Source organism: Janthinobacterium glycogeni, assembly GCF_051380725.1.
Taxonomy (GTDB): domain Bacteria; phylum Pseudomonadota; class Gammaproteobacteria; order Burkholderiales; family Burkholderiaceae_D; genus Janthinobacterium.
The window spans coordinates 433516-458635 of record NZ_JBNYXP010000001.1 but is presented as its reverse complement, the minus strand read 5'-3'; the positions used below and the strand labels follow the sequence as shown (position 1 = coordinate 458635).

The window sequence follows — 25120 nt, the reverse complement described above, 5'->3', positions numbered from 1 at the left end:
CGTCAGGTAACGATCACCATGGTTGAAATCGAAATAGACGGCAAAAAAGTCGAAGTCCCTGCTGGTAGCATGGTGATGGACGCCGCCAACAAATTGGGAACCTACATTCCGCACTTCTGCTATCACAAGAAATTGTCGATCGCAGCGAACTGCCGCATGTGCCTGGTCGAAGTGGAAAAGGCGCCCAAGCCTTTGCCCGCTTGCGCGACCCCGGTCAGTGCCGGCATGATCGTGCGCTCCGCCAGCGATAAAGCTGTGCAGGCGCAAAAGTCGGTCATGGAATTCTTGCTGATTAACCACCCGCTCGATTGCCCTATCTGCGATCAGGGCGGCGAATGCCAGTTGCAAGACTTGGCCGTCGGTTACGGCAAGAGCGAATCGCGCTACAAGGAAGACAAGCGCGTCGTCACGCCGAAGGAAGCCGGTCCGCTGGTCTCCATGCAAGAGATGTCGCGCTGCATCCAGTGCACCCGCTGCGTACGCTTTGGCCAGGAAGTGGCCGGCGTGATGGAGCTGGGCATGATCGGCCGCGGCGAACACTCGGAAATCGTGTCGTTTGTCGGCCAGACGGTCGACTCCGAACTGTCGGGCAACATGATCGACCTGTGCCCGGTCGGCGCACTGACCTCGAAACCGTTCCGCTACAGCGCCCGTACGTGGGAACTGTCGCGCCGCAAATCGGTCAGCCCGCATGACGGCCTCGGTGCTAACCTGATCGTGCAAGTGAAAGCTGGCAAGGTCAAGCGTGTACTGCCGCTGGAAAACGAAGCCGTCAACGAGTGCTGGATCTCGGACAAGGACCGTTTCTCGTACGAAGCGCTGGACAGTGCCGAACGCCTGACGTCGCCGATGCTGAAACAAGGCAACGAGTGGAAAGAAGTCGATTGGCAGACCGCGCTGGAATACGTGGCGCACGGTTTGAAAAATATCAAGCACGAGCATGGCGCCGACGCCATCGCCGCGCTGGCGACCCCGCATTCGACGGTCGAAGAGCTGGTCCTGCTGCAAAAAGTCGCCCACGGCCTCGGTTCCGAGCACGTCGACTTCCGCCTGCGCCAGACCGACTTCGCGCTCGACGCCAGCGTGAAACCATGGCTGGGCATGCCGATCAACGAATTTGGCCAGATCAAGCGCGCCTTCGTCATCGGCTCGTTCCTGCGCAAGGATCATCCATTGCTGGCCACGCGCTTGCGCGCGTCCGTCAAGGGCGGCGCCAAGCTGTCGATCCTGCACGCCTCCGACGATGATCAGCTGATCACCATCGCCAACAAGATGATCGTTGCGCCGAGCGATTGGCTGGCGGCCTTGTCGGAAGTGGTCGTCGCTGTTGCTAAAGCAAAAGAAATCGCCGCGCCAGCCGGTTTTGAAGCGGTGAGCGCTTCGGACGTGGCCGTGGCCATCGCCGCCAGCCTGATGGCCGGCGACCATGGCGCCGTGCTGCTGGGTAACGCGGCAACGCAACATCCGCAAGCGTCGCAACTGCATGCCGCTGCGCAATGGATCGCCGAACAGACGGGCGCCAAGCTCGGTTACCTGACGGAAGCGGCCAACACGGTTGGCGCGCACCTGGTCGCCAAGCCGCGCGCCAACGTGCAAGCCCCGTTTGCCGTACCGAAAAAAGCCTACGTGCTGCTGCACGCCGAGCCGGAGCTCGACGCCGCCAATCCACAGGCGGCCCGCGCCGCCCTCGATGGCGCCGACATGGTCGTGGCGATGTCGGCCTTCAAGCATGGCATGGATTACGCCGACGTCTTGCTGCCGATCGCGCCGTTCGCTGAAACCTCGGGCACCTTCGTCAACTGCGAAGGCCGCGCGCAAAGCTTCAACGGCACCGTCAAACCGCTGGCGGAAACCCGTCCTGCCTGGAAAGTGCTGCGCGTGCTGGGCAACATCCTGGGCCTGGCCGGTTTCGACTACGACACCTCCGAAGCGATCCGCGACGAAGCGTTCGGCGCCGGCGTGACCGACCTGTCGGCACAGCTGAACAACATCGCCAAGAACGCACCGGAAGCGGCGACGTACGCACCGGCATCGCCTGCGCTGCAACGCATCGCCGACGTGCCGATCTATTTCGCCGACGCGCTGGTGCGCCGCTCCGAACCGCTGCTGCGCACGGTCGACGGCGCCGCGCCGCAAGCCCATCTGTCGCCGGCATTGGCCGAGAAGCTGGGCATCAAGGCAGGCGACAAGGTCAAAGTGGCGCAAGGCTCCGGCAGCGCCATCCTGGTGGCGGCACTCCATGCCGGCCTGCCAGCCAATGTGGTCAAGGTGTCGGCGGCGCATGCCTCGACGGCCAGCCTGGGCGGCATGTTCGGTGACATCACAGTTGAAACAGCAGAGGGGAAAATCTGATGGCTCTGCCTGAATTTGTAAACGTCATCAACAGCAGCGGTCAGGATCTGCTGGGCGGCTCGTGGCCGTTCTTCTGGACCCTGATCAAGATCCTCTGCGTGCTGTTGCCGCTGATGGGCCTGGTTGCCTACCTGACCCTGTGGGAACGCAAGCTGATCGGCTGGATCCAGATCCGCGTCGGCCCGAACCGCGTGGGTCCTTTGGGCTTGCTGCAACCGATCGCCGATGCGCTGAAACTCTTGTTCAAAGAGATCATCATCCCGTCCAAGGCCGCCAAGGGCCTGTTCGTGATCGGCCCGATCATGACCATCATGCCGGCCCTGGCCGCCTGGTCGGTCGTGCCCTTCGGCCCGCAAGCCGTGCTGGCCAACGTCAACGCAGGCTTGCTGATGCTGCTGGCGATTACCTCGATGGAAGTCTACGGCATCATCATCGCCGGCTGGGCCTCGAACTCGAAGTACTCGTTCATGGGCGCCATGCGCGCTTCGGCACAGATGATTTCGTATGAAATCCCGATGGGCTTCGTGATGGTCATCGTGCTGATGGTCTCGGGCAGCCTGAACTTCATCGACATCGTCGGCGGCCAGCAAATCGGCTTCTTCGCCGACAAGGGCGTGAACTTCCTGTCGTGGAACTGGCTGCCATTGCTGCCGATGTTCGTCATCTACCTGGTGTCGGGCCTGGCTGAAGCCAACCGCCACCCGTTCGACGTCGTCGAAGGCGAGTCGGAAATCGTGGCCGGCCACATGGTCGAGTACTCGGGCATGGCCTACGCCATGTTCATGCTGGCCGAATACGCCAACATGATCCTGATCGGCGCCCTCGCTTCGATCATGTTCCTCGGTGGCTGGTCCGCACCATTTGCTTTCCTTGAGTTCTGGGGTGGTTTCGGCGGCTTCTTCTGGCTGTTCGCCAAGACCTTCTTCATCGTGTCGGTGTTTATCTGGGTACGCGGTACTTTCCCACGCTACCGTTATGACCAGATCATGCGCCTCGGCTGGAAAGTGTTTATCCCGTTGACGCTGGTCTACCTGGTCTTCGTCGCTGCCTGGATGCAGACATCCTGGAATATTTGGAAGTAAGAGAGTGCATACGAATGGATAAGGTAAAAGATTTCTTCAGCAGCCTCTTGTTAGGCGAGCTGATCAAGGGCATGGCGTTGACAGGCAAGTACATGTTTTCGCGCAAGATCACGGTGCAATTCCCGGAAGAGAAGACACCGATCTCGCCGCGTTTCCGTGGCTTGCACGCGCTGCGCCGCTACCCGAACGGCGAGGAACGTTGCATCGCCTGCAAACTGTGCGAAGCGGTTTGCCCGGCGATGGCCATCACGATCGAATCGGAACAGCGTGACGACGGCTCGCGCCGCACCACGCGTTACGATATCGACTTGACCAAGTGCATCTTCTGCGGTTTCTGCGAAGAGTCCTGCCCGGTCGATTCGATCGTCGAGACGCAAATCCTGGAATACCACGGCGAGAAACGCGGGGATTTGTATTACACGAAAGAGATGTTGCTGGCCGTGGGTGATCGTTATGAAAATGACATCGCCGCTGCGCGCGCCGCCGACGCACCTTATCGCTGATGGATGCGCCGCAGCCCCAAAGCTGCGGCGCGCCCCTCGTTCATCTGTACGTCTATTGGGTTTTTTATGGACTTTAAAACAATTTTGTTTTACGCCTTCGCGCTGATCTTGATTCTGGCAGCGACGCGCGTCATCACGGCCCGTAATCCGGTCCACGCAGTACTGTTCCTGGTACTGTCCTTCTTTTCCGCAGCGGGCATCTGGATGCTGCTGCAAGCTGAATTCCTGGCCATCGTGCTGGTGTTGGTGTATGTCGGCGCCGTGATGGTGCTGTTCCTCTTCGTGGTCATGATGCTCGATATCAATATCGACCGCATGCGCGAAGGTTTCTGGGGCTACCTGCCATTGTCCGTGACGGTGGGCGTGATCATCGTGCTGGAAATGGCCGCCGTCCTGTGGCACGGTTTCCGCAACTTTGCGCCTAGCGTCGCTCCGGTGAACGTCAACCTGGGCGGCACCAAGGAACTTGGCCTGCTGATCTACACGAAATACGTGTTCGCCTTCGAGATCGCCGCCGTCGTGCTGCTGGTGGCCATCGTTGCCGCGGTTGCACTGACCCTGCGCAAACGCAAGGACACCAAGCACTTTGCTCCAGGCGATGCCGTGCGCGTCAAGCGCAACGACCGCCTGAAGATCATCAAGATGGACGCGGTCGTCGAGCGTCCTGCGGCTGAGCCGGAAGTTAAGGAGGCACCATGACATTATCGCTCACACATTTTCTGGTCCTGGGCGCGATCCTGTTCGCAATCTCGATCGTCGGTATTTTCCTGAACCGCAAGAACATCATCGTATTGCTGATGGCAATCGAATTGATGCTGCTGGCGGTGAATATGAATTTCATCGCGTTCTCCCATTTCATGGGCGACGCGGCCGGTCAGATCTTCGTTTTCTTCATCCTGACGGTTGCCGCCGCTGAGTCGGCTATCGGTCTGGCTATTCTGGTGGTGATGTTCCGTAATCTGGATACCATCAACGTCGAAGACCTGGACAGCCTCAAAGGCTGATGTTTTTCAGACTCGATCTCTCGAATAATAACGATTAAGGTTCATCATGGCGGGGCAACTCCTCAACCCTAACCTCCTTCTTGCCGTACCGCTGGCGCCGCTGGCCGGTGCCGCGATTGCAGGCTTGCTTGGCACCCAGTTCCTGGGTAATTTGGTCGGACGCAAGACGTCGCATACCGCGACGATCCTGGGCGTACTGATTGCGTTCATCCTGTCCGTGCAGACACTGCTGGCAGTGATGGATGGCGCGACATTCAATGGCACGATCTATAACTGGATGACGATCGGCACCCTGAAGATGGAAGTGGGCTTCCAGATCGATTCGCTGTCGGCGATGATGATGTGCGTGGTCACCTTCGTCTCCCTGATGGTGCACATCTACACGATCGGCTACATGAAGGATGACGAAGGCTATAACCGCTTCTTCGCCTACATCTCGCTGTTCACGTTCTCGATGCTGATGCTGGTCATGGCCAACAACTTCCTGCAGCTGTTCTTCGGCTGGGAAGCAGTGGGCCTGGTCTCCTACCTCTTGATCGGTTTCTGGTACCAGCGTCCGACGGCCATCGTGGCCAACATGAAGGCTTTCCTCGTCAACCGCGTGGGCGACTTCGGCTTCATCCTGGGCATCGGCCTGCTGCTGGGGTTCGCCGGCACCATGAATTACCAGGAAGTATTTGCCAAGAAAGACGAACTGGCGCTGCTGACGATGCCGGGTACCGACTGGGCCCTGCTGACCGTTGCCTGCATCTGCCTGTTCATCGGCGCGATGGGCAAGTCGGCGCAGTTCCCGCTGCACGTGTGGCTGCCTGATTCGATGGAAGGTCCTACCCCGATCTCGGCACTGATCCACGCCGCGACGATGGTGACGGCCGGTATCTTCATGGTCTCGCGCATGTCGCCGCTGTTCGAACTGTCCGACACGGCACTGTCCTTCATCCTGGTGATCGGTTCAATCACGGCGCTGTTCATGGGCTTCCTGGGCATCATCCAGAACGACATCAAGCGCGTCGTCGCTTACTCGACCCTGTCGCAGCTCGGCTACATGACCGTGGCGCTCGGTTCGTCCGCGTACTCCGTGGCCGTGTTCCACCTGATGACGCACGCATTCTTCAAGGCACTGCTGTTCCTGGGCGCCGGTTCCGTCATCATCGGCATGCACCACGACCAGGACATCCGCAACATGGGCGGCCTGCGCAAGTACATGCCGATCACCTGGATCACGTCGCTGGTCGGTTCGCTGGCCCTGATCGGTACGCCGCTGTTCTCCGGTTTCTACTCGAAAGACAGCATCATCGAAGCCGTCGAAGCGACGCACATCTGGGGCGCTGGCTTTGCCCAGTTCGCCGTGCTGGCCGGCGTGTTCGTCACCGCCTTCTACTCGTTCCGCATGTATTTCCTCGTCTTCCACGGCAAGGAACGTTTCGGCCAGACGCATGCGCACGGTCACGATGACCATCACGCACCGAAAGCGGCCCATGGCGCGCACGGCGATGCACATGACGACCATGGTCACGAAGAAGAGGAAGACGACCACGGCCACCACGGTCTGGAACCTGGCCAGAAGCCGCATGAATCGCCGTTCGTCGTGTGGTTCCCGCTGGTGATGCTGGCGATCCCTTCCCTGATCATCGGTTACCTGACGATCGGCCCGATGCTGCATGGCGATTTCTTCAAGGGCGTGATCTTCGTCGGCGAAAACCATCCGGCAATGGAAGAGTTGTCGCATGAATTCCACGGCGCAATGGCGATGGCGATCCACGGCCTGTCGACTGCACCGTTCTGGCTGGCATTGTCCGGCGTGGTGGCAGCCTACTACTGCTACATGGTCAACCCGCGCGTACCGGCCTGGTTCTTTGCCAAGTTCCACGCGATCCACACCCTGCTGGACAACAAGTACTACATGGACAAGTTCAATGAAGTCGTGTTCGCCGGCGGTGCCCGCTTGCTGGGTAATGGCCTGTGGAACTTCGGTGACAAGAAGCTGATCGATGGCCTGCTGGTCAACGGTAGCGCCAAGGTCGTCGCCTGGCTGTCCTCGCTGTCGCGAGTGCTGCAGACCGGCTACATCTATCACTATGCATTCGTGATGATCCTGGGCGTGCTGGGCTTCCTGATCTATTTCCTGCCATTCTGGCCCGCTAAGTAAGCTGACCTGATAAAAGAATACTGAGAACCATGATGCAGTCTACGATTTCTACACTACCTCCTTACCTGAGTCTGTCGATCTGGGTGCCGATCATTTGCGGCGTCCTGGTCCTGGCTCTCGGCCGTGACAGCAAAGCGGGCTTTACCCGCTGGCTGTCGCTGGCCGGCGCGGTGCTCAGCATGCTGTGCACCTGGCCCCTGATCCAGCATTTCGACAACGCCGCGCACGGCATGCAATTCGTCGAAAAAGCACCGTGGATAGCCACCTTCAATATCTGGTACTCGCTGGGTATCGACGGCCTGTCGCTGTGGTTCGTGCCGCTGACAGCCTTCATCACCGTCATCGTCGTCATTTCGGCTTGGCAAGTGATCGAGAAGCGCATCGCCCAGTACATGGGCTCGTTCCTGATCCTGTCGGGCCTGATGATCGGCGTGTTCTGCGCGCTGGACGGCTTGCTGTTCTACTTCTTCTTTGAAGCCACCCTGATCCCGATGTTCATCATCATCGGTATCTGGGGCGGTTCGAACCGCGTGTACGCGTCGTTCAAGTTCTTCCTGTACACCTTCTTCGGTTCGCTGCTGACCCTCGTTGCCATCATCTACCTGCGCAATGTGTCGGGCACCTTCGACATCCTGGCCTGGCACGCGTTCAAGCTGACGATGAACGAGCAGATCTTCATCTTCCTGGCCTTCCTGATGGCGTTTGCCGTCAAAGTGCCGATGTTCCCCGTCCACACCTGGCTGCCGGACGTCCACGTGGAAGCGCCAACTGGCGGTTCCGCCGTGCTGGCCGCCATCATGCTGAAACTGGGCGCCTACGGCTTCCTGCGTTTTTCGCTGCCGATCACGCCGGACGCCAGCCACTACCTGTCGGGCTTCATGATCGCCTTGTCGCTGATCGCCGTCATCTACATCGGTCTGGTTGCCCTGGTGCAAACCGACATGAAAAAACTGGTCGCCTATTCGTCGATCGCGCACATGGGCTTCGTCACCCTGGGCTTCTTCATGTTCAACGACATCTCGGTGCAGGGCGGTATCGTGCAGATGGTCTCGCACGGCTTCATCTCCGGCGCCATGTTCCTGTGCATCGGCGTGCTGTATGACCGCATGCATACCCGCAACATCGCCGACTACGGCGGCGTCGTGAACCGCATGCCGAAATTTGCCGCCTTCTTCGTGCTGTTCTCGATGGCCAACTGCGGTCTGCCAGCGACGTCCGGCTTCGTCGGCGAGTTCATGGTGATCCTCGGTGCGGTGAAATACAACTTCTGGATCGGTCTGCTGGCTGCAACGGCACTGATCTGGGGCGCGGCGTACTCGCTGTGGATGGCCAAGCGCGTGGTGTTCGGCAAGATCAAGAACAAGCACGTGGCCGAATTGACCGACATCAACAAACGTGAATTTTTCATGCTTGCTGTGCTGGCCATCGCCGTGCTCGTGATGGGTCTGTACCCAGCCCCATTCACCGACACGATGCAAACTTCGGTTGCCGACCTGCTGCAGCATGTCGCCATCAGCAAGTTGCCTTAAATAGAAGACCGATAACATGACTAATGCACCTAATCTGGTACCGCTGTACGCGGAAATCTTTCTGCTGATCGCCACGTCGGCGCTCTTGCTGATCGATATGTTCTTGCCTGCGGCGAAGCGTTCGATCACCTATGCGCTGTCCTTGCTGACTCTGGCAGGCTGCGCCTTGCTGACCGTGGGCGACTTCAACGCGGGCACCACGGTCTACACGTTCCACAATATGTTCGTGTCGGACCCGATGTCGCAGCTGCTGAAACTGTTCTCGTACGGCGCCGTGGCGCTGACCCTGATCTACTCGCGTGCCTATGCCACCGACCGCAGCATGCTGTCGGGCAACCTGGGCGGCGAGTTCTACGTGCTGGCCCTGTTTGCACTGCTGGGCCAGATGATCATGATCTCGGCCAACAACTTCCTGATCATCTACCTGGGTCTGGAACTGATGTCGCTGTCGCTGTACGCGCTGATCGCCTTGCGCCGTGACAATGCCAAGGCCACGGAAGCGGCCATGAAATACTTCATCCTGGGCGCGCTGGCTTCCGGTTTCATGTTGTACGGTATCTCGATGCTGTACGGCGCGTCCGGCACCCTGGACCTGGGCGAACTGCGCGTGGCGCTGGAAAACGGCAAGACCAACGGCACCATCATGGTCTTCGGCCTGGTGTTCCTCGTTGCCGGCCTGGCCTTCAAACTGGGCGTCGTGCCATTCCACATGTGGGTGCCTGACGTGTATCAAGGTTCGCCGACGGCCGTGACCCTGCTGCTGGGCGCGGCGCCGAAACTGGCCGCCTTCGCCATCACCCTGCGCTTGCTGGCCGAAGGCTTGCTGCCGATGGCGCATGACTGGCAGCAAATGCTGCTGGTGCTGGCCGTGATGTCGCTGGCCATCGGTAACTTCACCGCCATCGCGCAAACCAATTTGAAGCGCATGTTGGCGTACTCGACCATCGCGCAAATGGGCTTCGTGCTGCTGGGCCTGCTGTCGGGCACCGTGGATGCACCGAACAACACCCTGAACGCGGCTGGCGCAGCCACCGCCTACGGCGCCTCGATGTACTACGTCATCACCTACGTGTTCACCACCCTGGGTACCTTCGGCGTGATCATGTTGTTGGCACGTAATGGTTTCGAAGCAGAAGAATTGGCCGACTTCAAGGGCCTGGGCAAACGCAGCCCGATCTTCGCGCTGGTGATGACGCTGTTCATGTTCTCGCTGGCCGGCGTGCCGCCGCTGATGGGCTTCATGGCCAAGTACTCGGTGCTCGCTTCGGTATTGGCGACGGGCCAGCTGTGGCTGACCATCGCCGCCGTGCTGTTCTCGCTGATCGGCGCCTTCTACTACCTGCGCGTCGTGAAGATGATGTGGTTCGACGAGCCGACCGACAGCAACGCGCTGGTCGTGCATGGCGACATGCGCGTCGTGCTGGCCCTGAACGGTGTGTTCGTCCTGGCGCTGGGCGTGATGCCGAACAGCATCCTGGCTGCCTGCGCGACCGCCATCACCAAGACGCTGGCGTCGTAAGATGGACGTCGCGGCCTCGAGCTGGCTGGTGATCGCCCTGGGCATCCTGGGCGCCAACCTGCCTTTCCTGAACGAGAAACTGTTCGCCGCCGTGCCGCTGAAAAAAGCGGCGCAGGCGGAGCAGGGCTGGCGCAAGCCGCTCGCGCTGCGCCTGCTGGAGATGGTGATTCTGTACTTCATCGTCGGCGCCGTGGCGTTCGCGCTCGAAGCGCGCATCGGCAACGCTTTCCCGCAGACGTGGGAGTTCTACGCCATCACCGGCTGCCTGTTCCTCGTGCTGGCTTTCCCCGGCTTTGTCACACGCTACCTGCGCAAGCGGCGCTAGAACGCTGACCAAACCTACTGCGCGTCGCGCTTTGCGGCCTGCGATGCTCACTGTGCTCAGGCACAGTTCCGCTTCTCAGCCACAAATCACTGCCGCTCGCTACGGTTTTGTCAGTGTTCCTCCCCTCCGAAAGCGGCGCCTCTGGCGCCGTTTTTTATTGAATAAAGGAATTCCATGGATACGAATCTGATTGAAACCAAGGTCGACGGCGAGCTCGTCTACCAGGGCGGCTTCCTGCGCGTGCAGCGCGACCGCGTTGCTCTGCCTGACGGCAAGATCACGGCGCGCGAATTCATTCTGCATCCGGGCGCCGTCGTGATCCTGCCGCTGCTCGACGACGGCACGGTGCTGATGGAACGCCAGTACCGCTATCCGCTGGACCGGGTCTTCATCGAATTTCCTGCTGGTAAAATCGATGCGGGCGAGTCCCACCTGGCGTGTGCCCAGCGCGAACTGCTGGAAGAGACGGGCTACACGGCCAGCGACTGGCAATTCGTGTCCACCATCCACAACGCCATCGCCTATTCCGACGAGCACCTGGAGCTGTTTCTGGCGCGGGGACTCGTGGCCGGCGAACGCCAGCTCGACGAGGGCGAATTCCTCGAAACGTTTACGGCCACCGTGCCGCAGCTGCTCGACTGGGTCAAGGATGGCACCATTACGGACGTGAAAACCGTCATCGGCATCTTCTGGCTCGACAAGATCACCAGCGGCGCCTGGCTGCCGGCCTGATTCCGCACATGCGCGCGGCTCTCCTCCTGCTGCTGGCCGGCGGCGCCCTGGACGCGCAGGCGGCAGCGCGCACGCCGTTCCAGGTGCGCTGCGAAGACACGATCAGCAAGACGGTGTCCGTGCTGACGGCGCAGCAGAACGGCTACAGCATCGACACGCATCTGCCGTACAAGGCCCTGACGGTGATGAAGGGCACGGCGCGCGCCAACACCTGGGTGCTGGGCCTGACGAAGACGGAATCGCGCGTGGCCATCGCCCTGGCCGGCCCCATGCTGCAAGACCCGGCCAGCGGCTACGAATGCGTGGCGCCGCAGATTACCGTGAGCCTCACATATGCGCCCGTGGTGATCTATATCGGCCGCGAGTTTGCCCCTGGCACTTGCGCGTATGATGAGATACTCGCGCACGAGCTGCGGCACATGAAAACCTATATGGACCACTTGCCGCGCGTGGAAAAGACCGTGCGCGCCGCACTGGCCAGGCGCTTCGAGGCGCGGCCCCTGTACGCGCCCAGCGGCACGGCCAAGGCGGCGCTGGCGCGCGAGATCGACACGGGCTGGTTGCCGTACATCAAGGCGGAAATGCGCAAGGTGGAAACCTTGCAGGCCGCCATCGATTCTCCGCAAGAATATGCGCGCCTGGGCAAGGCGTGCAAGGGCGAGATCCAGAACATCCTGGCGGGCAAGACAGCGCCCGCCAACTAGACAAGGAATGGCATGACAGCAGCACCGAACACCGTCCGTTACTTTGCGTTGATCCCCGCCGCCGGCGTGGGCGCGCGCATGGAGGCGGGCAGTCCCAAGCAATATCTGGCCATCGCCGGCAAACCCATGCTGCGCCACGCGCTCGACGCCTTTCTCGCCAGCCCCCTGATCGCGCACACCTATGTCGTCGTCAGCGCCGAGGATGGCCAGATCGACGCCGTCGTGCCGGAGCAGGGTACGGGGTATGGCGTCACGGTGCTGCGCTGCGGCGGCGCCACGCGCATGGACAGCATCCTGAACGGCTTGCAGGCGCTGCACGGCAGCATCGCCGCCCACGACCAGGTGCTGGTGCACGACGCGGCGCGTCCGGGCCTGACGCCGGCGCTGATCGCAAAACTGATCATGGACGTGGGCGACCACCCGGCCGGCGGCTTGCTGGCCTTGCCGGTGGTCGATACCGTCAAGCGGGCCGGGCCGGCCAATGTGTCAGCGCAGACGGTGCCGCGCGACCATCTGTGGCTGGCGCAGACGCCGCAGATGTTCAGCTATGCCTTGCTGCACCGGGCCTTGTCCGAAGCGCCCGACCCGCAAGCGATTACCGACGACGCCAGCGCCGTCGAGGCGCTGGGCCTGGCGCCGAAACTGGTCGAGGGTCACCCGCGCAACCTGAAGGTGACCTTGCCGCGCGACATACACACGGCCGAGCTGTATTTGGCCAACCCTTGAATTCCAGAGAGACCCGCATGAACACAACGACTCCCATACTGCCTTTCCGCATCGGCCAGGGCTATGACTGCCACGCGCTGGTGGAAAACCGCGACCTGATCATCGGCGGCGTGAAGATCCCTCATCACCTGGGCTTGCTCGGCCATTCCGACGCCGACGTATTGCTGCACGCGATTACGGACGCGCTCTTCGGCGCCGCCGCCCTGGGCGACATCGGCCGTCATTTCCCTGACACGGACGCGCAATTCAAGGGTGCCGATTCGCGCACCCTGCTGCGCGAAGCCGTGCGCCGCGTGCAGGCGACCGGTTATATCATCGGCAATATCGACGCCACCATCATCGCCCAACGCCCGAAAATGGCGCCGCACATCGCCGCCATGTGCGCCAACGTGGCCGAAGACCTGGGCGTGAGTGTGGGCCAGGTCAATATCAAGGCCAAGACGAATGAAAAACTCGGCTACCTGGGCCGCGAAGAGGGTATCGCGGCCGAAGCCGTGGCCCTGCTGCTGCGCGCCTGAGACGCCCACCATTGATCGATTAACGACAGGAGTAGCCATGTTCCAGTTACGCCGTACCAGCATCGCGCTTGCACTGGCCTTGACTGCCGCGCCAGCGGCCTGGGCCGAACTGCAAGCGACGGGCGAACCGCCCGCCGCGAAACAGCCGTGGAAGGCCGTTACCGTGGCCGAAGGCGTGCGCCAGCCGTGGGGCATCGCCTGGCTGGGCGAGGGCCGCGCGCTCGTCACCAGCAAGCAGGGGACCTTGCATCTGCTGAATGGAAAGACTTTTACCGACGTGGCGCTGGAAGGCATGCCCAAGGTGTTTACGGGCGGGCAGGGCGGCCTGCTCGATATCGTGCTGCATCCGCAGGATGCCAACAAGCCGAACCCGCGCGTCTACATGACAGTGTCGACGGGCACGAATGACGCGAACCGCACGACCCTCGTGCGCGGCGTGTTCGACGGCAAGAAGGTGACGGGCATCGTGACCCTGTTCCAGGTCGCGACCGACAAGAGCGGCGGCCAGCATTTCGGCTCGCGCCTGCTGTGGCTGCCGGACGGCACTTTGCTGATGAGCGTGGCCGATGGCGGCAATCCGCCGCTGCGCATAGGCGACCGGCTGGCGCGCGAACAGGCGCAAAACCTGGCCACGCACCAGGGTTCCATCCTGCGCCTGACGGACGAGGGCAAAGCGGCACCCGGTAATCCCTTGGCCGCCAAGGGGGCCTTGCCGGAAATCTGGTCGGTTGGGCACCGCAACGTGCAGGGCCTGGCGCTCGACCCTGTTTCCGGCCGCGTGTGGGCCACGGAACACGGGCCGTACGGCGGCGACGAGCTGAACCTGGTGGTGGCGGGCGGCAACTATGGCTGGCCCCTGCAAAGCTATGGCGCCGACTACAAGACGCATGAACCCGTCGGCAAGCATGAAGTGCCCGGCATGTTCAATCCGAGCGTGGCCTGGGTGCCGTCGCCGGCGCCGTCGGGCCTGGCCGTCTACACGGGCGACAAGATCGCCGCCTGGCGCGGCAGCATCTTCAGCGGCGGCCTGGCGGCCAAGGATATCCGCCGCATCGCCGTCGATGCGAACGGCAAGGTGACGGGGCAGGACCGCCTGGACATCGGCGCGCGCGTGCGCGACGTGCGCCAGGGGCCGGACGGTTACCTGTATGCGCTGACGGATGAAGACAATGGCCGCCTGCTGCGCATCGTGGCGCAGTAACACGGCAGGCGCCCACTTCGCTTAAGATGGCGCCTTTACTTTATTCAAGGTGGCGGCATGGCCCGTGATACTTATGCATACCGGCACGTTGCCGTCGAATCGCGTGCGATTCATGGCCGCGTGGAAATCCGCCCCGTGCCGGGCCAGGCCTTCTCTCCCGAACTGGCCGTGCAGTGCTCGCGCCGCCTGGTCGACCTGCAGCACTATCCGCTGGGCAGCCGCTTTTTACTCTTTGCCAAGCTGACGGACCGCCTGGGCGGCACGCCTTTCCTGTATGCCTATCACGGCGACGCCGATGTGCTCATGACGCCAGCCGAAGTGGCGAAATTCCTTGGGGAATTCCGCCGCGGCCGCATCTGATACCTACGACGTTGCGCAGGCCGCGCCAGCCTTGGCGCTGGCCTGCGGCTTGCCGAACAGCGCGATCGTCAGCGCGCAGCCGAGGGCGAACAGGCCGCCCACCACCATCGCGCTCGACACGCCCAGCCGGTCGACGGCCATGCCTCCCAACAACGCACCCGACGCCAGCGACACTTGCACGATGGCGACAAACAGTGCGCTGCTGCCTTCCATCAAGTGCGGCGCCGCCTTGAACATCCACGTCTGCACGGCGATCGGCATGGCGCCGAAACCGAAGCCCCACACGGCCACCAGCAGCATGGCCGTCATCGAATGGCTGCCGAACGCGGCCAGGGCCAAGGTGGACAGGCCCAGCACGGCGCCCGTCACCATCAGCGCGGCCCGTTCGTAGCGGCCGGCCGCCCAGCCGCCCGCGAGGTTGCCGATGAAGCCGGAAGCGCCGTACACGAGCAGCATGGCGCTCACCGTGCCGGCCGCCAGGTGCGAGATCTGCGTGAGGAAGGGCGCGATATACGTGTAGGCGGCGAACTGGCCCGTAAACAGCATGGCCGTGGCGATCAGGCCCAGCCTGGCCTTGCGGATGCCGAAAATCATCGGCAACTGGCGCAGGCGGATGGCCTGTGTCGGCGGCAACCTGGGCAACAGCAACAGCTGGCCGATGAAAACCAGCACGGCGATGGCGCTGGCCGCGCCGAAAGCGACCCGCCAGCCCACCAGCTCGCCCACCAGCGCGCCGGCCGGCACGCCCGCCACCGTGCCCAGCGAGACGCCGGCGAAGATGATAGACATGGCGCGCGACGCATGCTGCGGCGCCACCAGGCGCGGGCCGATGGCGCTGCCGATGGCCCAGAAGCCGCCCACGCCCACGCCCAGCATGGCACGGCCCAGCAGTATCCACGCATACGAGGGCGCCAGCGCCACCAGCAGGTTCGAAGCGACGAGCAGGGCGGTGAGCGCCAGCAGCACGATGCGGCGGTCCAGCCGGCCCGAGCCGACGGTGACGAAGATGGCGGCAAACGCGGCAACGATGCCCGGCGTGGTGATCATCAGCCCTGCCTGGCCCTTGCTGATGGCCAGTTCGGCAGCCATCGCGGGCAGCAGGCCGACGGGCAGGAATTCGGAGGTGACGAGGGCGAAGGCGCCGATGCCGACCGATAAGACGGCCAGCCACGGCGCCACGGTGGTATCGTCGCCGGAGGCGTTGGAAGGTGTGTGCATAAGGGTTCCTGAAAAGCCGGGAGGTTTTTAACCGGTCGGTATATAATCAGGGCAGGCAGACAGTGTTGTCAATAATTTTTTACCGAACGGTATGAAACAAGATAAAAAAGAGGAAGCGCCCAAGGCGAAAACGGGACGGCCACGCACGTTTGACGCGGACGAGGCGCTCGATTGCGCCATGAAAGTGTTCTGGGAAAAGGGCTATGAAGGCAGTTCCCTGCCGGAATTGACGAAGGCCATGGGCATGAACCGGCCCAGCCTGTATGCCGTCTTCGGCAACAAGGAGCAATTGTTCCACAAGGCGCTCGAGCGCTACAGCGATACGCGCATGCGGTTTTTCGATGCGGCGCTGGAACAGCCGACGGCGCGCCAGGTGGTGGAAGCCTTGCTGACGCAGTATGTCGACGCGCAAACCATGCCGGACGGCCCGCACGGCTGCATGGGCGTCAATGCGGCGCTCGCCTGCAGCGACGACGCCTTGCCGATCCGCGATGAATTGTTCGCGCGCCGGCTGCGCGGTGAAATCAAGTTGCGCGACCGCTTGCGGCGCGCCAAGGAAGAGGGGGATTTGCCGCCCGATTCCTGCCCGGAGCAGCAGGCGCGCTTTGTCGTGACCCTGTCGCAGGGCATGGCCATCCAGGCGGCCGCCGGTGTCTCGCGCGAGCAATTGCAGCAGATGGTGGGTTTGCTGCTGCGCAATTGGCCGATGTAACTAGCCGGTCGGGGCGATGGTCTTGGCCAGGTCGCTGGGCGCTTTGCGCCGCCAGGCGGCCGTCAGGGCGGCGGCCAGCATGTCCAGCTCCGCGTCCGCCAGGCATACCGTGATGCCGGCCAGGCGTTCGCCCCACCAGAGTTTCTCGCAGCCCGATGGCGTGATGACGGTGGCGATATGCGCCGCTTCCGCATCGAGCAGAACGTTGATGTGCTCATCATCGGGCAGTGTGGCAAAGATCTTCCCGCCCACGCGGAAGGCTGGACGGTCGTGGTGTTCTTCCTCGCTCGTATCGGGAAACGACAGTGCCAGATAGCGTAGTTCTTCCAGGTCGACCATTCCTCTTTCCCCCTCATCGGACAGATAGCAGCGTGACTACATTTTGCCATGCTGTTTCGCCCCGTGGTGCAGCGGCATGCGAAAAGAAATGCGCGCGATGCGACACTGACGGCCTGATCTGTGGTGCCGCCGCGACACGCCGCGCGCCGCGCATGGCCGTCGCGTCAGAGTGGAAGCTGGCGCTTTTCCGCCGCTGGGCAGGTGATTGCCAGAAAAATATCTTTCATGGTCAAAAGAAAAATACTTTTCTTCTGGGGAATTTACGCTAGAATAGCTTCATCGTCTTACCTGACCCGTCAATTGTCTGGCCTTGTCCCGGGAACCCGAACCCTTTCCAGGACGCTTGCGGTGCCGCCATGGCACGCCGCAAGTCCGCACTGTCACGCGGAAGTTCACGCCCCCGACCGCTCATCCTTGCAATTCCTGGCGCTATGCCGACACGCCTCAATGCAGCGTGTATTCAGCTCCAGCGTCCCTTGCTGCGCCCACTGAATACTTACTTATTGGATACCATCATGAAAAACTTGCCTAAATTCGCCCTGTCCCTGATCGCTGTCGGTGTGTTTGCCCACGCGAACGCCAGCACCATCACCGTGTCCACCGGTTATTCGAACGCCGGCGCGCAAGCTTCCGCCGCCGCTTACCAGTCCGTGGTGAACGCCGCCGTGGCCACGCCCGGCGCCGGCTATGGCTCGACCACGATTGCCAGCTACGACAACGTCAACAACAGCGGCCTGTTCGGCAGCGGCTCGAACATCGCCTTCAAATCGGTGATCAACTTTGGCGTCAGCGCGGCCGATGCGGGCGCCTGGAGCTTCCGCAGCGGCGTCGACTTCGGCAAGGGCGGCGCCCTGTTCCTCGACGGCGTGGCGCTGGACTTCAAGAACAATGACATGTGGTGGGCAGGCAACTACAACAATGGCAGCCAGTTCCTCAGCGGTTCGAGCGCCTTGTCGGCCGGCAACCATACGCTGAGCATCTACGGCCTGGAAGGTTGCTGCGATGGCGGCCAGCAAGCGCAGTTCAAGGCTGGCAACAACAATTTCGTCAGCTTTGGCGCCAAGGATGGCTTGATCTCGGCCGTCCCTGAGCCAACCACCTACGCCATGCTGCTGGTCGGCCTGGGCTTGCTGGGCTTTACGGCACGCCGCAAGCAGGAAGCCAAGTTCTAAGCAGGTTTCAAGCAGCGATACTGTGGGCGCCACGCGGCGCCCGTTAAAAAGCCCGCCGGTCTGTCAGGACACGGCGGGCTTTTTTTGCATGTGCGCTGTCAGTCGCCGCTGTCGTCGTCCTCGTCGGCGCCCTTGGCTGCCTTGCCCCGTTCGGCGTCGACGGCGCGTTGCAGGCTGGCCGCGTCGCGGAAGAAGGCGTCCGTCGTGTGATCCGGGCTCAGGCGTAATGCCGGCGGGTAGATCGCCGACATGTACGCCTCGTCGGCCAGGCGGCCGCTGATCTGCAGGTTGCTCAGCAAAATCAGGGTCGAGCCAAGGATGGCCAGCACGACGGCGACGAGGCCGAAGCGGCGCGGATGCTGCGGCTTGATCGTGCACAAATGGTGGTAGATCATGGCGCAGACGATGACGATGAACATATGCCGTCCGTAGCGCGTCAGCGCTTCCAGCGAGAACGCATACGCCGCCACCTTGCTGCCCAGCTCCCACACTTCCATCGCCAGCAAGCCGCAGCCGATGATGAACAGGTGGCGGCCGAAGCGCGCCACATGGCCGAACAGACGGTTCGCCACGGCCCAGATCGACGACCACACGAGGCCGCCGGCCAGCGCGGTGGCGATGATCATCAGGTAGGCAATCGGATCGAAGGCATCGGCATCACTCAACCAGTTGCTGAAGGCGGCCGAAGCGCCGATCATGGCCAGGCCGGCGACGGCCGGGCGCAAGCCTTCCCAGTCGTGCCTGGTCGTGTCGCCCAGTTCGGGCGCCACAGGATGGTCGCTGGCGCGCACGCGCAGGCGCGTATGGCCCAGGCGAACGATGCTGTTGCCGTTCAAGGCCACTTGCGCTTGCCGCTGTCCCCGGTGGATCACGCCATTCTGGCTGCCCAGGTCGCGCAGCAGCAGGCCGCCTGCGCCGTCGTCCTCGACAATGGCGTGCTTGGCCGCCGTATGCGGATCGTCGAGGATGAAGTCGTTGTCATAGCCGCGGCCGATGCGGATCGGCAGGGACTCCATCCGCTGGCGCCGCTGCACTTCGCCATTCTCGGCGAGGATTTCAAGGTAATAGGGCGGCTTCATGGCTTGCGGCCGCCGGTGGTGGAGGGCGCGCGCGACAGCGCTTCGAGGAAGGTGCGCGTGACGCGCATGCCGTTGGCGTAGGACACGCCGCGCGCGTCGATGCGGCTTTGCAGGCTCATCAGTGGCTCATCGGTGCTGGCGGCCAGCAAGGCAAAGTCGTACAGGCCCGTAAACTTGCGGTAGGCGCGCACGCACAGCACGGCGCGCAGGGGCAGGGTGGCGTTCTTGACGAACTGTTCCGTGCATTGCGGGCCTGTCAGATTCACGCTCTTGTAGCTGCCGAAACTTTCATTCTTGAACGAGGCGCTGGCCAGTTCGGAAAAGCGCAGCGGGCCCAGCTCGTTGCTGCGCAAAAATTCATGGCGCATCGACACTTGCCCCGTCTGCAGGGCGCCGGAAATGAAGATGGCCGACTCCATGGCGCAACTGGTGTTGTCGAGCAAGTAGGGCTTGTCGGACTTGACGTTGGAACGGCCCCAGCAGCGCATCTGGTCGGACTCGCGCACGGGCACGCGGTACGGGCCCATGGCTTTCAGGCTCAAGGGCGTGTCGAGCAGGCGCCCCAGCATGACCTCCTGGTGTGCCAGCAGTTGCGCCGTCACCAGCGGCTTGAAGTCCTTCGGCGGCTTGCCTTGCTGCGCCACCTTGGCCAGCAATTGCTGGGCATAGCGGGCGGGCACGAGAAAACTGACGAGTTCGCCGTCGAGGCGTTTCGAGACATTGATGCCGGCGACGTCGCCATTCGCGGTGACGCTGGGGCCGCCGCTCATGCCGGAATTGATCGGTCCCGTAAACATCAGCTGGTCGTAGAAGCTGCGCGTGACGACGCCGTTGTACGAGCCTTCCGAGATGGCGAAGCCCAGGTCCAGCGGATTGCCCATCGAATACAGGTACTGGCCCTGCGTCAGCGGCGCCAGCGGCTCCGGCATCTTGAAGAAACCCGTGCCGTGGCGGTTCACGCGCAGCACGGCCAGGTCATGCAGCACGTCGACGGCCAGCAATTCCACATTGCCGCGCCGGCCGCTGGTGTCGACCCATTCGCCCACGTAGGTGTCGGGGTCGAGCGCGAATTGCGACACGACGTGATAGTTGCTCACCACCAGGTCGCCCATGCCGATCAAAAAGCCCGAGCCGACCGACGATTGCGTGCGGCCGTTTTTCAGCAGCACGCGCACTTGCAGGATGTCGGCGCGCGCGGCCGTGTACAGTTTTTGCGCGGCCGACGAGGGCGGCGGCAGGGCCGCATGTTCGGTGGCGGCGGGCGCGGCGGTGGCCGGCGGCGGCTTGGCGGGGGGCGTCGAAGCGGTGGTGGCCGCGGCTGGCGCAGGCCCCGGCGCCGGGGCGGCGTGGGCGCCTGCGGCAGCGCACAGGCTGGCCAGCAAGCAGGCGTAGTCAGAGAATTTCATGCATCCTTTGTGCGTGAGCAGGAGCGAGGCCGGCGCGGCAACGGCGCAGACGCCGCGCCGGCCCGGGCATTACAGGGCGCCGTCTTCCAGCGCCGGCGCCGTTTCCGGCGTCATCATGTGGCCCAGCTTGCTTTGCTTGGTATTCAGGTAATGCTGGTTGAAGGCGTTGCGGTTGACCAGCAGCGGCACCCGTTCGGCCACCGTGATGCCCAGCGCTTCCATGGCGGCGATCTTGCGCGGGTTGTTCGTCATCAAGCGCAGGCTGTGGATGCCGAATTGCGCAAACATGGGCTTGCACAAAGTGTAGTTGCGCGCGTCGGCCTTGAAGCCCAGCTGTTCATTCGCCTGCACCGTGTCGGCGCCTGCCTCTTGCAGGCGGTAGGCGCGGATCTTGTTGATCAGGCCGATGCCGCGCCCTTCCTGGCGCAGGTACAGCAAGATGCCGCGGCCTTCCTCGGCGATGCGTTTCAAGGCGCCCTCGAGCTGGGCGCCGCAGTCGCAGCGCTGCGAAAACAGCACGTCGCCCGTCAGGCACTCGGAATGCACGCGCGCCAGCACCGGTTCGCCGTTGCCGATATCGCCCAGCACCATGGCCAGATGTTCCTTGCCCGTGGCGTGCTCGACAAAGGCGTGCAGGGTGAACTGGGCCCACGGCGTCGGCAGTGCGCAGGAAGTCGTGTAATCCAATTCGCCTGTCGCCAGGATGTCTGCGCCGCTTTGCATGGTTGTGCTCATATAAGTAATTATCAAAAATAAAAGGCGCGCGACACCACTCCGGTGCCGGCGCGCCTTGCCATCATACCAAAAAGCAGGGAAACGTTTTCCCTGGCTGCCATTCGGTCGTTGCAACGTCTGGTGATGAACCTTACTTAGGGGCACTTCCTCCTTTTACAAGGTCGATGGCTGGCTTTGCCTGGCGGATGCCGCCGCCAGGCAAAGGACATCAACTGCCGATACGGCCGCCGTCGTTCTTGGTGATCACGATGGTGGCCGAGCGGGGACGCTTGCCGGCGCCGTAACCGGCGTTGGCCGGCCACTGGCTCGTGTACTTGGACGGATCGCCGATATTGGCCAGCGCGGTGTTTTCGCCCGGGTGCTGGATGTTGATGAACATGGTCTTGCCATCGGGCGTTTCGCTGATGCCCGTGATTTCCGAGCCGACCGGTCCCACCAGGAAGCGCTTGAGCGTGTCGGCCGTGGGTTTCTTGCCGATGAAGGTGTCGACCGCCAGGTTGCCGCCGGCCGCCGTCGCGTAGTTCAGGGTGGACTTGGCGCCGTCACCCACCTTGCCGGGGATGGCCGCCAGCATCATGCAGTTGGTCACATCGGTGTACGCGCCATCGTCCGTCTGGATCCAGCAGATGCCCGTGTAGGGGCTGAAGGCCAGGCCGTCCGGACTCGAGAAGTCCTGGTCCGCCGTCAGGTTCGACAGGTTGATCTTGCTGGCGTCGGCGCCGCTCTCGGCGCCAAACAGGTAGACATCCCAGGTAAAGCTGGTGGCCGCGGCCGCGCCCGTGCCTTCCTTGAAGCGGATGATGTGGCCGTTCGGATTGCCGTTCTGCGCGCTGCCGCCCTTCATGTCCGTGTAGGCGCGCGGGTTGGCGCTGTCGGGCGCCAGCTGCGACGAGCCGCTCGGATTGACGGTGCGGTTCGAGTTGTTGGTCAGCGTGTAGTAGATTTCGCCATTGGCCGGGTTGACCGAGCACCATTCCGGACGGTCCATCTTCGTCGCGCCCACGGCGTCGGCCGCCAGGCGGGCATTGACCAGCACGTCGGCCAGGTCGGCGAACTTGTAGGCGCCGTAGGCCTGGATCAGCGGGTTCGACAGGGCCAGCTCGATCCACTGGCCCGTGCCGTCGGCGGCCAGCTTGGCCACGTACAGCTTGCCCGAATCGAGGTATTTGTCGCCGGTGGCGATGCGGTCGGCCGGGTTGGCATCCGCGGCGGCCCAGACGGCCGTCGTGACGAATTTGTAGATGTATTCGTTGCGCGAATCGTCGCCCATGTAGACGGCCAGCTGCTGGCCCACGGTCGGCACGCTGAAGGCGGCGCTTTCGTGCGCGTAGCGGCCCAGCGCCGTGCGCTTGCGGATAGGGCGGGTTTTGTCGTACGGGTCCATCTCGACGATGTAGCCCATGCCGTTCAGCTCGTTGCGGTAGTCGTCGCTGCCGTCGGCGGAGGCGCCGATCTTGCTCAGGTTCCAGCGCGCGTACTTGTCGTCGCTGCCGCCCGTTTCCCAGCCGTGGCGCGAGGCGCCGCCCTGGCTGCGGCCATAGCGGTTCAGCGAAGCGACGGACTTGTCGCCGCGCGCGGCATTGTCGGTGGCCGAGCGGGTGAAGTAGCCGGCCCAGTTTTCTTCGCCGGACAGGTAGCTGCCCCAGGGCGACTTGCCCGTGCCGCAGTTGTTGATGGTGCCGCGCGTCTTGGTGCCGGTCGGCGAATACTTGGTCACCACGAGGGCGTTGCCGCGCACGGGGCCGGCAAGCTCGATGTCCGTCAGCGGCGTGACGCGGCGGTTGAAGGCGGAGTCGTTGACGGTGGCCCAGGCGCTGCCCGTTTTCCTGACTTCCACCACGCTCAGGCCGTGGACGGCCACTTCCTTGTCGACTTCGGCGGCGGGGCGCGGCAGCGTCGTGGTGCCGCCATTCACGTGCAGGAAGTGCGAGGACAGTTTTTCGTCGGTGGTCGCTTCGTGGTTCATCGCCAGCAAGCCCCGTTCGGCGCCGGACGCCAGCGGCGCGCCGGCGGCGGACAGGCCGTAGTATTCCATGCCGTCGTGGTGGTCGCCGGCGCGGTTGTCGAAATCGGTATCGCTGCCGTCATTCTTGTAGGCTGGCGTGGCCGCGCGCAGCGAGTCGCCCAGCGCATACAGGGCGGTGGCCGTGTAGCCGGCCGGCACCGACACAACGTCGGCCAGGCTTTTCGGCACGGCCGTGAAGGCCAGCAGTTTTTCGGGCGTCGGCGTCGGGGTGACGGCGGCCGCGTCGCTGCCGCCGCCGCAAGCGGACAGGCCCATCGATCCCATGACGGCGGTAGCGGCCGTCACGGCGCTGCCGCGCAGCCAGTTGCGGCGGCTCAGGCGGGCGTTCAGGATGCTGTTGAAATGGTTGTCGTGGGACGCTTGGCTGTCAATGTCGTTCAGATCGGTGGCGCGGATGGCCAGATCGTTGGGCTTGTTCATGGGCTGCGATGTCCTGTGGTTGCGTGATTTAAAGGCAACCGCATGATAGTCAGCGTATGTGACCGCGCCATGTCAGCTTGATGACAAAACGGTGACACCATGGTGGCAGGCTGCCGGCCGGACGGGCCGCGTCGATGACGGGTCCGTCCAGTCAGACAGCCTTGGCCTTACTTGGCCTGGCGAAAGCCGCGCTCCACCAGCAGGAGCATGCCGCCGAAGATGGACAGGTTCTTCAGGAAGTTCGTCAGCTGGTCCTGGAAGTGGGCCGCATCGGCGCTCCAGAAGGCGTGGAAGATCAATGTGGTCGGGATCAGGAACAGCGCCAGGGCCAGCGCCGCCCAGCGCGCCTGCCAGCCCGTGATCAGCAGCAAGCCGCCGCCCACTTCCAGGACGATCACGCCCACCAGCAAAATATTGGCGATCGGCAAGCCCTGGCTGGCCATGTAGCCGGCCACGCCCGCAAAGCCGCCGATTTTCAGCAAGCCCGAGACAAAGAACAGCACGCCAAGGGCGGCACGGCCGAGGGGCAGCAAGATGTTGGTTTTGTTTTCCATGATTTTTCTCTTTTTTTATATTGATCAATTATTTGGGTAAGTCGAAGACGAGGAATTCCGCGTCTTCCGGCTGCGTGATGATGACGCTGGCTTCCTGCGTCAGTTTCAGCGCATCGCCCGCTTTCAATGGCGTGCCGTTGACGACCAGGCTGCCGCGGATCAGGTGCACATAGGCGAGGCGGCCTTCGTCGAGCGCGTGTTCGGCCTGTTCGCCTTCCTGCAGGATGCTGGCGTAGATGGCCGCATTCTGGTGGATCAGCACCGAACCCTGGCGGCCGTCGGAGGAGGCGATCAAACGCAGCTTGCCCCGTTTGCTTTCCGGCGTGAAGTGTTTCTCTTCATAGCTGGGGGGGATGCCCGTCACGTTCGGCTGGATCCAGATCTGCAGGAAGTGCAAGCCATCCGTTGCCGAGTGGTTGAACTCGCTGTGGCGCACGCCGCTGCCGGCGCTCATGCGCTGCACATCGCCGTAGTGCAAGACGGAACCGGTGCCCATGCTGTCCTTGTGCTCGAGCGCGCCGTCGAGCACATACGAAATGATTTCCATGTCGCGGTGGCCGTGCGTGCCGAAACCCTGGCCTGGCGTGACCCGGTCTTCGTTGATCACCAGCAGGGGACCAAAGCCCATGTGCAGCGGATCGTGGTAGCTGCCGAAGGAAAAGCTGTGATGGGAATTGAGCCAGCCGTGGTTGGCGGCGCCGCGTTCTTCGCTATGACGAATCTGTAACATGGTGGACTCCGTTTCTAAAGGTTAA

Annotated in this window: 25 protein-coding genes; 17 read left to right on the top strand and 8 right to left on the bottom strand. The window is 62.8% G+C overall.

The genetic code is table 11. The annotated features are described in order from the left end of the window. Window positions 1–18 precede the first annotated feature (18 nt). The 15 genes from nuoG (at window position 19) to ACQ4W4_RS02040 (ending at window position 14704) form a co-directional block, all read left to right on the top strand. Window positions 19–2352, top strand: coding sequence for an NADH-quinone oxidoreductase subunit NuoG (gene nuoG / locus ACQ4W4_RS02110; protein ID WP_436540594.1), 2334 nt, complete (start codon window positions 19–21; stop codon window positions 2350–2352). Continuing rightward, complete coding sequence (gene nuoH / locus ACQ4W4_RS02105; protein ID WP_071076363.1) at window positions 2352–3434, top strand: NADH-quinone oxidoreductase subunit NuoH; 1083 nt, start codon at window positions 2352–2354, stop codon at window positions 3432–3434. The genes nuoG and nuoH overlap by 1 nt, the downstream gene beginning before the upstream one ends. A 14-nt stretch (window positions 3435–3448) precedes the next feature. After that, the gene (gene nuoI / locus ACQ4W4_RS02100; protein WP_010399726.1) at window positions 3449–3937 is read left to right on the top strand and encodes an NADH-quinone oxidoreductase subunit NuoI; all 489 of its coding nucleotides are present in this window, start codon (window positions 3449–3451) and stop codon (window positions 3935–3937) included. 66 nt (window positions 3938–4003) lie between these two features. Continuing rightward, entirely contained in the window at window positions 4004–4636 is a 633-nt protein-coding gene (locus ACQ4W4_RS02095) for an NADH-quinone oxidoreductase subunit J (protein ID WP_070224108.1), read from the top strand. Beyond that, window positions 4633–4941, top strand: coding sequence for an NADH-quinone oxidoreductase subunit NuoK (gene nuoK / locus ACQ4W4_RS02090; RefSeq protein ID WP_010399724.1), 309 nt, complete (start codon window positions 4633–4635; stop codon window positions 4939–4941). The genes ACQ4W4_RS02095 and nuoK overlap by 4 nt, the downstream gene beginning before the upstream one ends. Before the next feature lie 46 nt (window positions 4942–4987). Then, on the top strand, window positions 4988–7090 hold the full coding sequence (gene nuoL / locus ACQ4W4_RS02085) for an NADH-quinone oxidoreductase subunit L (protein WP_436540593.1): 2103 nt from the start codon (window positions 4988–4990) through the stop codon (window positions 7088–7090). Between the two features lie 29 nt (window positions 7091–7119). Next, window positions 7120–8619 carry an NADH-quinone oxidoreductase subunit M gene (locus ACQ4W4_RS02080; protein ID WP_436540592.1) on the top strand — a complete coding sequence of 500 codons (1500 nt, stop codon included), beginning with the start codon at window positions 7120–7122 and terminating at the stop codon, window positions 8617–8619. Window positions 8620–8635: 16 nt separating this feature from the next. Then, window positions 8636–10138 carry an NADH-quinone oxidoreductase subunit NuoN gene (gene nuoN / locus ACQ4W4_RS02075; RefSeq protein WP_070224105.1) on the top strand — a complete coding sequence of 501 codons (1503 nt, stop codon included), beginning with the start codon at window positions 8636–8638 and terminating at the stop codon, window positions 10136–10138. A 1-nt stretch (window position 10139) separates the two neighbouring features. Beyond that, on the top strand, window positions 10140–10463 hold the full coding sequence (locus ACQ4W4_RS02070) for a DUF2818 family protein (RefSeq protein ID WP_436540591.1): 324 nt from the start codon (window positions 10140–10142) through the stop codon (window positions 10461–10463). A gap of 174 nt (window positions 10464–10637) precedes the next feature. Then, a complete protein-coding gene (locus ACQ4W4_RS02065) occupies window positions 10638–11195 on the top strand; it encodes an NUDIX domain-containing protein (protein WP_436540590.1) in 558 nt (185 codons plus the stop codon). Between the two features lie 8 nt (window positions 11196–11203). Further along, the gene (locus ACQ4W4_RS02060) at window positions 11204–11899 is read left to right on the top strand and encodes a hypothetical protein (protein ID WP_436540589.1); all 696 of its coding nucleotides are present in this window, start codon (window positions 11204–11206) and stop codon (window positions 11897–11899) included. Between the two features lie 12 nt (window positions 11900–11911). Then, entirely contained in the window at window positions 11912–12625 is a 714-nt protein-coding gene (gene ispD / locus ACQ4W4_RS02055; RefSeq protein ID WP_436540588.1) for a 2-C-methyl-D-erythritol 4-phosphate cytidylyltransferase, read from the top strand. A 17-nt stretch (window positions 12626–12642) separates the two neighbouring features. Continuing rightward, on the top strand, window positions 12643–13143 hold the full coding sequence (gene ispF / locus ACQ4W4_RS02050; RefSeq protein WP_436540587.1) for a 2-C-methyl-D-erythritol 2,4-cyclodiphosphate synthase: 501 nt from the start codon (window positions 12643–12645) through the stop codon (window positions 13141–13143). Between the two features lie 37 nt (window positions 13144–13180). After that, window positions 13181–14344 carry a PQQ-dependent sugar dehydrogenase gene (locus ACQ4W4_RS02045; RefSeq protein ID WP_436540586.1) on the top strand — a complete coding sequence of 388 codons (1164 nt, stop codon included), beginning with the start codon at window positions 13181–13183 and terminating at the stop codon, window positions 14342–14344. Between the two features lie 57 nt (window positions 14345–14401). Beyond that, window positions 14402–14704, top strand: coding sequence for a hypothetical protein (locus tag ACQ4W4_RS02040; protein WP_436540585.1), 303 nt, complete (start codon window positions 14402–14404; stop codon window positions 14702–14704). A gap of 3 nt (window positions 14705–14707) precedes the next feature. Here ACQ4W4_RS02040 and ACQ4W4_RS02035 read toward each other — a convergent pair whose 3' ends face one another. Beyond that, entirely contained in the window at window positions 14708–15922 is a 1215-nt protein-coding gene (locus tag ACQ4W4_RS02035) for an MFS transporter (RefSeq protein ID WP_436540584.1), read from the bottom strand. 91 nt (window positions 15923–16013) lie between these two features. Between ACQ4W4_RS02035 and ACQ4W4_RS02030 the strand changes: the two genes are divergently transcribed. Then, complete coding sequence (locus tag ACQ4W4_RS02030) at window positions 16014–16634, top strand: TetR/AcrR family transcriptional regulator (RefSeq protein WP_099410955.1); 621 nt, start codon at window positions 16014–16016, stop codon at window positions 16632–16634. On the opposite strand, the gene ACQ4W4_RS02025 is transcribed toward ACQ4W4_RS02030, so the two are convergent. Then, window positions 16635–16973, bottom strand: a complete 339-nt coding sequence (locus tag ACQ4W4_RS02025) for an MmcQ/YjbR family DNA-binding protein (protein WP_046683867.1) — start codon at window positions 16971–16973, stop codon at window positions 16635–16637. Window positions 16974–17488: 515 nt separating this feature from the next. Between ACQ4W4_RS02025 and ACQ4W4_RS02020 the strand changes: the two genes are divergently transcribed. Then, window positions 17489–18145 carry a CCXG family PEP-CTERM protein gene (locus ACQ4W4_RS02020; protein WP_436540583.1) on the top strand — a complete coding sequence of 219 codons (657 nt, stop codon included), beginning with the start codon at window positions 17489–17491 and terminating at the stop codon, window positions 18143–18145. Window positions 18146–18243: 98 nt separating this feature from the next. On the opposite strand, the gene ACQ4W4_RS02015 is transcribed toward ACQ4W4_RS02020, so the two are convergent. The 6 genes from ACQ4W4_RS02015 to ACQ4W4_RS01990 form a co-directional block, all read right to left on the bottom strand. Next, a complete protein-coding gene (locus ACQ4W4_RS02015; protein ID WP_436540582.1) occupies window positions 18244–19224 on the bottom strand; it encodes an FHA domain-containing protein in 981 nt (326 codons plus the stop codon). After that, a complete protein-coding gene (locus ACQ4W4_RS02010; RefSeq protein ID WP_436540581.1) occupies window positions 19221–20630 on the bottom strand; it encodes a S1 family peptidase in 1410 nt (469 codons plus the stop codon). Before ACQ4W4_RS02010 ends, ACQ4W4_RS02015 begins: the two co-directional genes overlap by 4 nt. Window positions 20631–20699: 69 nt before the next feature. Continuing rightward, window positions 20700–21353: a GTP cyclohydrolase II gene (ribA, locus tag ACQ4W4_RS02005; RefSeq protein ID WP_034749940.1), complete on the bottom strand. Its 654-nt coding sequence runs from the start codon at window positions 21351–21353 to the stop codon at window positions 20700–20702. Between the two features lie 220 nt (window positions 21354–21573). Continuing rightward, window positions 21574–23811: a PhoX family protein gene (locus ACQ4W4_RS02000; protein ID WP_436540580.1), complete on the bottom strand. Its 2238-nt coding sequence runs from the start codon at window positions 23809–23811 to the stop codon at window positions 21574–21576. Between the two features lie 167 nt (window positions 23812–23978). Further along, window positions 23979–24365, bottom strand: a complete 387-nt coding sequence (locus tag ACQ4W4_RS01995; RefSeq protein ID WP_092606100.1) for a DoxX family protein — start codon at window positions 24363–24365, stop codon at window positions 23979–23981. A 28-nt stretch (window positions 24366–24393) separates the two neighbouring features. Then, window positions 24394–25095: a pirin family protein gene (locus ACQ4W4_RS01990; protein ID WP_034779472.1), complete on the bottom strand. Its 702-nt coding sequence runs from the start codon at window positions 25093–25095 to the stop codon at window positions 24394–24396. Window positions 25096–25120: the final 25 nt, after the last annotated feature.

Coding starts and splice junctions, on each gene's coding strand:
- ACQ4W4_RS02015 (WP_436540582.1), bottom strand. CDS start 19,224: ATGAAGCCGCCCTATTACCTTGAAATCCTCGCCGAGAATGGCGAAGTG.
- ACQ4W4_RS02040 (WP_436540585.1), top strand. CDS start 14,402: ATGGCCCGTGATACTTATGCATACCGGCACGTTGCCGTCGAATCGCGT.
- ACQ4W4_RS02000 (WP_436540580.1), bottom strand. CDS start 23,811: ATGAACAAGCCCAACGATCTGGCCATCCGCGCCACCGATCTGAACGAC.
- ACQ4W4_RS02010 (WP_436540581.1), bottom strand. CDS start 20,630: ATGAAATTCTCTGACTACGCCTGCTTGCTGGCCAGCCTGTGCGCTGCC.
- ACQ4W4_RS02095 (WP_070224108.1), top strand. CDS start 4,004: ATGGACTTTAAAACAATTTTGTTTTACGCCTTCGCGCTGATCTTGATT.
- ACQ4W4_RS02060 (WP_436540589.1), top strand. CDS start 11,204: ATGCGCGCGGCTCTCCTCCTGCTGCTGGCCGGCGGCGCCCTGGACGCG.
- ACQ4W4_RS02045 (WP_436540586.1), top strand. CDS start 13,181: ATGTTCCAGTTACGCCGTACCAGCATCGCGCTTGCACTGGCCTTGACT.
- nuoL (WP_436540593.1), top strand. CDS start 4,988: ATGGCGGGGCAACTCCTCAACCCTAACCTCCTTCTTGCCGTACCGCTG.
- nuoI (WP_010399726.1), top strand. CDS start 3,449: ATGGATAAGGTAAAAGATTTCTTCAGCAGCCTCTTGTTAGGCGAGCTG.
- nuoK (WP_010399724.1), top strand. CDS start 4,633: ATGACATTATCGCTCACACATTTTCTGGTCCTGGGCGCGATCCTGTTC.
- ACQ4W4_RS02035 (WP_436540584.1), bottom strand. CDS start 15,922: ATGCACACACCTTCCAACGCCTCCGGCGACGATACCACCGTGGCGCCG.
- ACQ4W4_RS02025 (WP_046683867.1), bottom strand. CDS start 16,973: ATGGTCGACCTGGAAGAACTACGCTATCTGGCACTGTCGTTTCCCGAT.
- ACQ4W4_RS02065 (WP_436540590.1), top strand. CDS start 10,638: ATGGATACGAATCTGATTGAAACCAAGGTCGACGGCGAGCTCGTCTAC.
- ACQ4W4_RS02020 (WP_436540583.1), top strand. CDS start 17,489: ATGAAAAACTTGCCTAAATTCGCCCTGTCCCTGATCGCTGTCGGTGTG.
- nuoG (WP_436540594.1), top strand. CDS start 19: ATGGTTGAAATCGAAATAGACGGCAAAAAAGTCGAAGTCCCTGCTGGT.
- ACQ4W4_RS02070 (WP_436540591.1), top strand. CDS start 10,140: ATGGACGTCGCGGCCTCGAGCTGGCTGGTGATCGCCCTGGGCATCCTG.
- nuoH (WP_071076363.1), top strand. CDS start 2,352: ATGGCTCTGCCTGAATTTGTAAACGTCATCAACAGCAGCGGTCAGGAT.
- nuoN (WP_070224105.1), top strand. CDS start 8,636: ATGACTAATGCACCTAATCTGGTACCGCTGTACGCGGAAATCTTTCTG.
- ispD (WP_436540588.1), top strand. CDS start 11,912: ATGACAGCAGCACCGAACACCGTCCGTTACTTTGCGTTGATCCCCGCC.
- ribA (WP_034749940.1), bottom strand. CDS start 21,353: ATGCAAAGCGGCGCAGACATCCTGGCGACAGGCGAATTGGATTACACG.
- ACQ4W4_RS01995 (WP_092606100.1), bottom strand. CDS start 24,365: ATGGAAAACAAAACCAACATCTTGCTGCCCCTCGGCCGTGCCGCCCTT.
- ACQ4W4_RS02080 (WP_436540592.1), top strand. CDS start 7,120: ATGATGCAGTCTACGATTTCTACACTACCTCCTTACCTGAGTCTGTCG.
- ACQ4W4_RS02030 (WP_099410955.1), top strand. CDS start 16,014: ATGAAACAAGATAAAAAAGAGGAAGCGCCCAAGGCGAAAACGGGACGG.
- ACQ4W4_RS01990 (WP_034779472.1), bottom strand. CDS start 25,095: ATGTTACAGATTCGTCATAGCGAAGAACGCGGCGCCGCCAACCACGGC.
- ispF (WP_436540587.1), top strand. CDS start 12,643: ATGAACACAACGACTCCCATACTGCCTTTCCGCATCGGCCAGGGCTAT.